This is a genomic window from Vibrio sp. 10N.261.52.A1 (assembly GCF_002876325.1).
Taxonomy (GTDB): domain Bacteria; phylum Pseudomonadota; class Gammaproteobacteria; order Enterobacterales; family Vibrionaceae; genus Vibrio; species Vibrio chagasii.
The window spans coordinates 1-7,191 of sequence record NZ_MCYD01001039.1 but is presented as its reverse complement, the minus strand read 5'-3'; the positions used below and the strand labels follow the sequence as shown (position 1 = coordinate 7,191).

Below are 7,191 nucleotides of genomic sequence, written 5' to 3'. Positions count from 1 at the left end.
TTTCTGACTATATCGATCCGTTAGGCGTTACTGTTACCCGAGCTATTAAACGAATACATACGCACTTCATCACGTGGAAACCAGCCTAACTTTTCATAGAATTTCTGAGCGTTAATATTATCGTTATACACGAATAAATGTGTCTTGGGGACACCTACCCCAGCCAATGCGTTAACCGCTTCAGTTACTAGTTGGCAACCTAGATTTTGTCCTCTAAATTCAGTACTGACCGCTAGGTGCTGCAAATATCCACGACGGCCATCCGTCCCTACTAACACCGCACCAACCACGCCTTGTTTAGACTCTGCAACGAAGCTCAAGCCGGGGTTACGCTCGAGATAAGTTGCAATGCTCTGTTTTGAATCTGCATCGCGAATGCTCATACCTTCGGTTTCGCACCATAAGTTAATCACAGAATCATAATCGGCGATGCACATCTCTCGAATATTAATCACTTCACTTTCCTTGTGTCTGTTTGTGTTCATCCTTGCCCTATATGATTACTCTGTTAGCGACTTGGTGAGAAACGCTAATGATGAGTCTAGAGGATAATTCTCAAGCACCATTTGGCATTGGTAGCCATGCTTCTCATAAAAAGGTTTGGCCTGAAAACTTAACGTGTCGACCAGTGATGACGTACAGCCTTGAGACTGTGCGTACTCTTCTAGGTGTTGCAGTAACTGGCTGCCGACCTGCTTGCCTCTCATTGAGTCATCGACCCAAAGAAACTTGATCAATAGCCAGTTTCCCCAAAGATCCGCAATAACACCACCAACCTTAACACCCTCCTCCATGGCGTAATAGCCTACTTGAGATTTAGGTATGCCTTCAAGAAATGGCGTATTGTGTTTGATTAGACCAGCGCGAACTTCGTTGATGTCACTATCTGATGGGTCGGTATCTAACGCGTATTCCATTTGCTACGTACTCCTAGTCTGTCGAGTTGTATAAAATGACTCATTCATTATTGAAATTTCTGCCGGGGCAACAAGCCAATCTTCAAACTTTTTGGCGATCTCTTGCGTAGCTTGGGGTATGAGCACCTGACGATAAAAAGGTGATGGAACAGATTAGGGTTACAGTCCATATGGTTGATAGATACTCAAAGAGACATTTCTTCATATGTATTGATGATTTTTATGGTGTCACTTAGGTCATTCTTTCCATTGAACTCATGCTGGATTGCAACAACATCACAACCACTTGCTTTACCTGCTTGAATACCTGCAGCTGAATCTTCAAACACGATAGTCTGTTCTGGTGAAGCGTTAAGCCCAGACAAAGCAAGATTGTATGCTTCGGGATCAGGCTTATGCTTAGTCACATGTTCCTGTGTGATAACTAGGTCAAAGGTATCTTCAAGCTTTAACGAGGTTAAGATATTTTCAACCATCCAAGTTGCCGCAGAGCTCACCACACCGCATTTTTTGCCAGCAAGTTTCAAGCTGTTGAGATAAGCCTTAGCACCATCATTCAATTCAAGTTGCTCACTTAGCATTTGCTCATAGTGTGAACGAAAAGCTAGATTAAACTCTGCCAAACTTGGAGCGATATCAGCATGCTTGAAAAAGTGGTTTGTCACCACCTGCCAACTTTCTCCCATCACCTCTTTGTAAATATTGTGGTCTACCGTTGCACCATAATCTAGACATGCTAATGCTAGAGCCTTGCCTTTTAGAGGTTCTGAATTAACCAATGTACCGTCCATATCAAATAGGTACACTTCATACATTTTCAATTTACTCTCCTTGTGTCATTTGCTCATCATTGTACTTTCTAGTTGTCGCTAATCCTCGAGGTAAGAATATGATCTTCCCATTTCCCTGCGATTTTCAGGTATTTCCTGGCGTAGCCTTCCTTTTCAAAACCAAGCTTAAACAAAACCTTTTCACTCGCTTTATTACGTGGCATATAGGTCGCCATAACTCTATTGAGACCGACAACGTCAAACATGTATCGAAGCGTGACCTCAAGAATTTCAGTCATAAAACCTTTACCTTCATATTTTTGTGCCATGTGATAGCCCAAAAAGCATGCCTGAAAAACACCTCGGGCAATGGCGGTGTAACTGCAGACACCGACTACTTCTCTCGTTTCTTTGTCGATTGCGATAAATTTAATTTCTTTCCCGCTCTCGAATAACGCTTCACTGGCATGACAAAAGTCTTCCCAATACTCCAAGGTATAGAATTGCTCGTCGCGCATGGGAGACCAAGGAGCTAAATGGCAGCGATTTTCTAGATGATATTGTAAAAGCGCTGCCGCGTGTTGCTTACCCATCGCTACAATCTGAGTTCGTGTCGTTTCTAACATTTCAACTACTCACCTTTTTGGTGTACCAATCCGCATTACTTTGGTTCGCTTGAGAAGCCCAATGTATTAGGCTTATAACCCAATGCATCTAAATCGATACCTTGCTCTGAAAGTAACTTCTCAAATAAAGGCAATAATGGACCTAAGTTTTCATTTAAAGTATCACGCACCGTGTCAACGACGACTTGAGTGCCACGCTCGATTTCGATATTGACGAAGTTACCTACTGATTTCGATGAGAAGACGGTCATTCGACGGGTTTCTGGGATCAACCAAACCTCAAACCACCCTTCGACTTTATTAACGTCAGAAACGGTTAAGCTAGCCCCATTGATTGCAATATAACCTTTTGGGAATACATATCTTTTCCACTCATCAGGAAGAGCTAAGCGCACGCAGTAGTTATCTTCAATTTCGGATATTTGGATAATCGCGACATTAAAATCAACGTGACCAGAAAGTGGGTGACCGCCAATTTCAGCACCGTCTCTTGCCGCCCTCTCAGCATTCACTGATTGACCAACTTCATACTTGCTTAGCGTAGTAATTAATAGGCTTTGCAGCATGACGTCAAACTTTACTCGAACATCTGACAGCAACTCAGTAACGGTTAAACACACGCCATCAATTGCGATACTGGCACCAATTTCCAAATCGTCACAAAAGCCAGTTGGAAACTCTATGACAAACGTTCTTATTCCGTTGTTATCGCTGACTTCAGCAATGTTAGCAACGGTTTGTACAATACCTGTAAACATATCTTCCCTGTTATTGTGTTTAGTGTTGGCACAACGTGACGTTTGACTAATACCCAACGCCACTAGCCTAAATGAAAAGTCTGTTACTCGACACAAAACTGCTTACGCACAAAGCTTGGGTTGGTTAATCTCAGGCTTTATGTTTTTTGTAAGCGCGGTGTCATTCAATTGTTGAGTGATTAAGTAAGTTATTGGTGTGCAATTTTCGGGTAGCTCATCACGGTCAAACCAACGCAACTCTTGGCATAAATGGGGCTCTGCATTCTGTATGTCGCCAGTCCATTCATGGCATAGGTAGAAATAGTGACAAATGGGTAGCTCTGGGTCAGAGACAATCGCGAACAATGCTAAGTTACCAACGTCAACCGAAACCTCTTCTCGCGCTTCTCGCTCTGCTGCGGTTCTAGGCAACTCCCCTTGCTCTATTCTTCCGGAAGGAAATCCCCAGTATTGGTCGAACGCATCTGTGTTTTGACGAAAGCCGAGCAGAAACTTAGAGCCCGACACAAAGATAATTTGGACTACATTCTTCATGAGTATCACAGTGTCGATTGGTAATATTTGACCATATCGTCTTGATTGATCGCTTGGCCTTCTAGGCTCTGTTGATCTTTCATGATCTGTGCCAGTGAAGGGAGAATAGAACGCTCAACTTTAAACGTATCAGACCAAAGCTTGCCTCTCATTACCGCTTTAGCGCAATGAAAGTACATAGACTCTACGGCTATTTTAATCACGACTTTTGGGGCTTTCTTCCCGTCAGGACAAGCGGCAAGCAAATTTGGATCGGTATGTATGCTGGCTTTACCTTTAATACGTACCACTTCATCAATCCCATTAACCATCAGCAGTAATCCAACTTCAGAGTTGTTGATGATGTTTTTTAAACCATCAATTCGATTGTTTCCCGAACTATCAGGTATTAGGACCGTAGACTCATCGACAACCTTAATAAAACCGGGCTCGCCGCCTTTTGGAGACAAATCGCCAAACCCGTGCGAGTCTGTCGTCCCCAACACCGCGAAATGGCAATGATTGATCAAAGTAATCGCATGGGCATCCAGTGCTGGAAGTACTTTATTTTGAGCCCTTTTACTCGGCTCGGCATAAAGCTCATTTAATTGTTCTAATGTTTTTATTTCACTCATTGTTAAGCCTTTTCGTGCACTTTTGTGCATCTAGTTTTTACTATAAATTACAAGTGTTTTAATGACTCGCGCAGTTTCTCCATACTTTGGATACCGAGTTCACTACTCTGCCAACCGAACTGATCGCCCTCAAATCTTGGAAAGATATGCAGGTGGTAATGAGACAACTCATTAAACTCACCGTTATTTTGCAAGAATGAAATACCATCAGGTTTAAACGCCTCTTCAATACGTCTATATACCTGCCTAGCGACAAAATGAATTTCAGTAAGAACACCTTCTGGTAGATCGATATAGTTGGTGTACGGATGTGTCGGACAAATCAAAATATGCCCAAAGTTGATAGGATTGTGGTCAGCAAAAGCAATCACGTCATCGGATTCATAAACGATGACAGCCTCCATTTCGCGACGAACAATTTTTTCGACTATTGTCATTTAAAATCTCCAGGTTTCAGTTTTGAGCATTAACCTTTTTAAAGAGCTATCAGCAATACATCCCGCCTAATTACTTTTTAAGTGATTTGTACATGATATAACTGCTCACTGCCCCTAATTGAGGATGCTTATAGGCCTTGGGAATCGATCCGATAATACTAAAACCGAGCCTTTCCCAAAGCTTGATTGCCGTTTTGTTCGTCGACACGACACTGTTGAATTGCATCGCCTCAAAGCCTAACTCAATCGCAACTTGTTGAGAGTGTTCGCACAAAGACCGCGCGATTCCCTGCCCCCTGGCCTCTTCGGAAACCATATAACCACAGTTACAAATATGACCGCTTGGACCCATTGCATTAGGCTTTATATAGTACGAGCCTAAAACAACGTCATTCTCGGTATAGACATAAGTTTTTGATGGCTGTTCACACCAAACCGAAAAGGCTTGTTCCATCGTCATTTCTGGATCGAATGCATAGGTTTCTTGTGCTTGAATCACAGCCGAGAAAGTAGGCCAAAATGACTCAAAGTCAGATTTAGACATTTCCCTGATCATGAATCTCCTCCTAAACCAAATTTATGGTAACACGGATTCTACTACCGCCAAGTTGACACATTGATGTGGTACTTATTTATCGGAGGCGCCCTGTTAATAATTAGTATGTTACAAAAGGAGAACACAGCAGCAAAAGGTCAAACTGAGTGGTTAAAAGAAGTTATAAACCTTCACTAACTGGCTAATACATTTCCGTAACGTACTGACTACCATAGCAAATATGCCTCCAGTCCGGATAGATGCGGAAGTGCGTAGTGATACACATTATTAACAAAGAGCTACTATAGATAAAATGTTTTATAACCCAGTTGTTGAGGTAAGCCGAGCACTAACAAGCTCCGACAGCAGACTATCTTGGTGCCTCTTCCTCAGTGAAGTTTGTTTTGAAGGTAAATGCGTAAGGAGAGTCTCCCACTTCTCTCAGGTGCTCTAAACGTTCAATCGCTTCATCAAGGGTTGGGATGTGATCATCCTTAACCCACCAAAGCACATACGTGTCTTCCGCTAAGCGATGAAACCATTCGCCTTTTCTTCGCATAAAGTCGCGGTGGTGAGTACGAAACATGAAGTTCTTTAACGCGTCGACCGATTCCCAGACAGACATATTGACGATCATATTCGGGTCATCAAACGCTTTTATGTTGGTTGCATCGCCAGATTCATCTTTGAGACGCCACACAAACCCTTCACTACTTTCAGCAATGCCATTTACCAATTCCAAATTATCGACGAAGTCTTTAATCTCTGGTGCGTCTAAAGGGTATTTCGCGAGTGCGATATTTAATTGAGCGAGTTTCACAATACTTCTTCCTTGAATGATTATGATGGAAATAAAGAACGCTTCATTGAGTAATAGCTAAGGCGATTCGCTAACCTTAACTTGTCACTGATGCTTAACACTGTAACACGGCAACTACCTGGTCGTTCTACAATTAATTTTGGTACACAAACTTGTTATGTAGTCGCTAATAAGTTCTGTCGATTCGAATAAAGGGCTAACTGGAAGAGTGAGATTTAATCGTTCTATATCTGCTGCATCACGGCCCTTCAGTCTCGCAAATTCACTCCAAGAACATTTGTCGACTTTTTCAATAACGTTTGATTCAAATAAGAGTTGAGCAAACTGTTCTGGGCTATACCCCTTAGTTTCTGCAATAAAGTGCTGCGTTTCCGAAGTTGGCTTTAAGACCAAAAGTAAATAAAATTTGGCGACATCATAAACGTGCACGTATTGATTGTTCCCTGTCGACGGAACAGCAACTTGAACCGTTTGTTCAGTAAGAGACTCGACAATTCGCTTTAATTGGCAATTGTCACCGCCATACACCAAGCTTGGGCAGTACACAATATTCCAGTTTGAACTCATCGCATGTTCGATTGTTCTTACGTCTAACTCAACGGCTGTGAGGGGGTTAAGTCTAAACTCTTTAAGATCTTGGTGAGATGCACGGCCAAATAACCAAACTCCCGAGGTGTGAATCTTTATTGCATTTTCACTTGCAAAATTATCAAGCTGCTTGATTAGCCTGGATTCAATATCGACAATTTCACTTGCTGAATACTCTGCCCAATGAGGACGCGCGCAGTTGATAATCACATCAAAGTAATTTTCATACCCTGTCGATACGTTTTTAGAATGAACCGAGCAAGGAACAACACCATTGTCCCTACAGTACCGAAAGACCTCCAAGCCACTTTCTACGAACACTTTATGAACGTGGCGACCAATATAACCACTGGTGCCTGATATCAAAACTCTCATTCGTTCCCTCAATTAAGTGCCAAGCCTTAGGCTTCTAACACTGGTAATTTATTTTACGAAAAAGCTTACATGACATCTGCGATTAGAAGTATCTAGGCAGGGTCCCTTTAAATGCCCTACCATCACTCGTAATGTACATGCAGTCAGAACCTTCAGTCACTGTAAACCCTAACCGCCTATAAAACGTTTTGTCGATATCACTATGTAAGAACAACAC

Annotated in this window: 11 protein-coding genes; all 11 read right to left on the bottom strand. The window is 42.3% G+C overall.

What is annotated here, in order from left to right; translation table 11 throughout:
- Window positions 1-20 precede the first annotated feature (20 nt).
- The 11 genes from BCT81_RS22490 to BCT81_RS22440 all read right to left on the bottom strand — a co-directional run bounded on the left by BCT81_RS22490 (window position 21) and on the right by BCT81_RS22440 (window position 6,974).
- The gene (locus BCT81_RS22490) at window positions 21-455 is read right to left on the bottom strand and encodes a GNAT family N-acetyltransferase (RefSeq protein WP_102425903.1); all 435 of its coding nucleotides are present in this window, start codon (window positions 453-455) and stop codon (window positions 21-23) included.
- 45 nt (window positions 456-500) lie between these two features.
- Window positions 501-917, bottom strand: coding sequence for a GNAT family N-acetyltransferase (locus tag BCT81_RS22485; RefSeq protein ID WP_102425902.1), 417 nt, complete (start codon window positions 915-917; stop codon window positions 501-503).
- Window positions 918-1,102: 185 nt separating this feature from the next.
- On the bottom strand, window positions 1,103-1,732 hold the full coding sequence (locus BCT81_RS22480; RefSeq protein ID WP_008217722.1) for an HAD family phosphatase: 630 nt from the start codon (window positions 1,730-1,732) through the stop codon (window positions 1,103-1,105).
- 44 nt (window positions 1,733-1,776) lie between these two features.
- Window positions 1,777-2,313, bottom strand: coding sequence for a GNAT family N-acetyltransferase (locus BCT81_RS22475; RefSeq protein WP_102425901.1), 537 nt, complete (start codon window positions 2,311-2,313; stop codon window positions 1,777-1,779).
- Window positions 2,314-2,348: 35 nt separating this feature from the next.
- Window positions 2,349-3,071, bottom strand: a complete 723-nt coding sequence (locus BCT81_RS22470; RefSeq protein ID WP_102425900.1) for a riboflavin synthase subunit alpha — start codon at window positions 3,069-3,071, stop codon at window positions 2,349-2,351.
- Window positions 3,072-3,173: 102 nt separating this feature from the next.
- The gene (locus tag BCT81_RS22465; protein WP_102425899.1) at window positions 3,174-3,605 is read right to left on the bottom strand and encodes an NUDIX domain-containing protein; all 432 of its coding nucleotides are present in this window, start codon (window positions 3,603-3,605) and stop codon (window positions 3,174-3,176) included.
- Between the two features lie 5 nt (window positions 3,606-3,610).
- Window positions 3,611-4,219 (bottom strand): pyridoxamine 5'-phosphate oxidase family protein, encoded by a 609-nt coding sequence (locus BCT81_RS22460; protein WP_102425904.1) that lies wholly within the window; start codon window positions 4,217-4,219, stop codon window positions 3,611-3,613.
- Between the two features lie 47 nt (window positions 4,220-4,266).
- Complete coding sequence (locus tag BCT81_RS22455; protein WP_102425898.1) at window positions 4,267-4,656, bottom strand: HIT family protein; 390 nt, start codon at window positions 4,654-4,656, stop codon at window positions 4,267-4,269.
- A 70-nt stretch (window positions 4,657-4,726) separates the two neighbouring features.
- Window positions 4,727-5,212: a GNAT family N-acetyltransferase gene (locus BCT81_RS22450; protein WP_102425897.1), complete on the bottom strand. Its 486-nt coding sequence runs from the start codon at window positions 5,210-5,212 to the stop codon at window positions 4,727-4,729.
- Window positions 5,213-5,561: 349 nt separating this feature from the next.
- Window positions 5,562-6,011: a DUF3291 domain-containing protein gene (locus BCT81_RS22445; protein WP_008217710.1), complete on the bottom strand. Its 450-nt coding sequence runs from the start codon at window positions 6,009-6,011 to the stop codon at window positions 5,562-5,564.
- 114 nt (window positions 6,012-6,125) lie between these two features.
- Window positions 6,126-6,974 carry an NAD-dependent epimerase/dehydratase family protein gene (locus BCT81_RS22440; RefSeq protein WP_102425896.1) on the bottom strand — a complete coding sequence of 283 codons (849 nt, stop codon included), beginning with the start codon at window positions 6,972-6,974 and terminating at the stop codon, window positions 6,126-6,128.
- Window positions 6,975-7,191: the final 217 nt, after the last annotated feature.

Bases quoted from the DNA above. Each gene is read 5' to 3' on its own strand.
- BCT81_RS22485 (WP_102425902.1), bottom strand. From the start codon at position 917: ATGGAATACGCGTTAGATACCGACCCATCAGATAGTGACATCAACGAA.
- BCT81_RS22480 (WP_008217722.1), bottom strand. From the start codon at position 1,732: ATGTATGAAGTGTACCTATTTGATATGGACGGTACATTGGTTAATTCA.
- BCT81_RS22475 (WP_102425901.1), bottom strand. From the start codon at position 2,313: ATGTTAGAAACGACACGAACTCAGATTGTAGCGATGGGTAAGCAACAC.
- BCT81_RS22470 (WP_102425900.1), bottom strand. From the start codon at position 3,071: ATGTTTACAGGTATTGTACAAACCGTTGCTAACATTGCTGAAGTCAGC.
- BCT81_RS22465 (WP_102425899.1), bottom strand. From the start codon at position 3,605: ATGAAGAATGTAGTCCAAATTATCTTTGTGTCGGGCTCTAAGTTTCTG.
- BCT81_RS22460 (WP_102425904.1), bottom strand. From the start codon at position 4,219: ATGAGTGAAATAAAAACATTAGAACAATTAAATGAGCTTTATGCCGAG.
- BCT81_RS22455 (WP_102425898.1), bottom strand. From the start codon at position 4,656: ATGACAATAGTCGAAAAAATTGTTCGTCGCGAAATGGAGGCTGTCATC.
- BCT81_RS22450 (WP_102425897.1), bottom strand. From the start codon at position 5,212: ATGATCAGGGAAATGTCTAAATCTGACTTTGAGTCATTTTGGCCTACT.
- BCT81_RS22440 (WP_102425896.1), bottom strand. From the start codon at position 6,974: ATGAGAGTTTTGATATCAGGCACCAGTGGTTATATTGGTCGCCACGTT.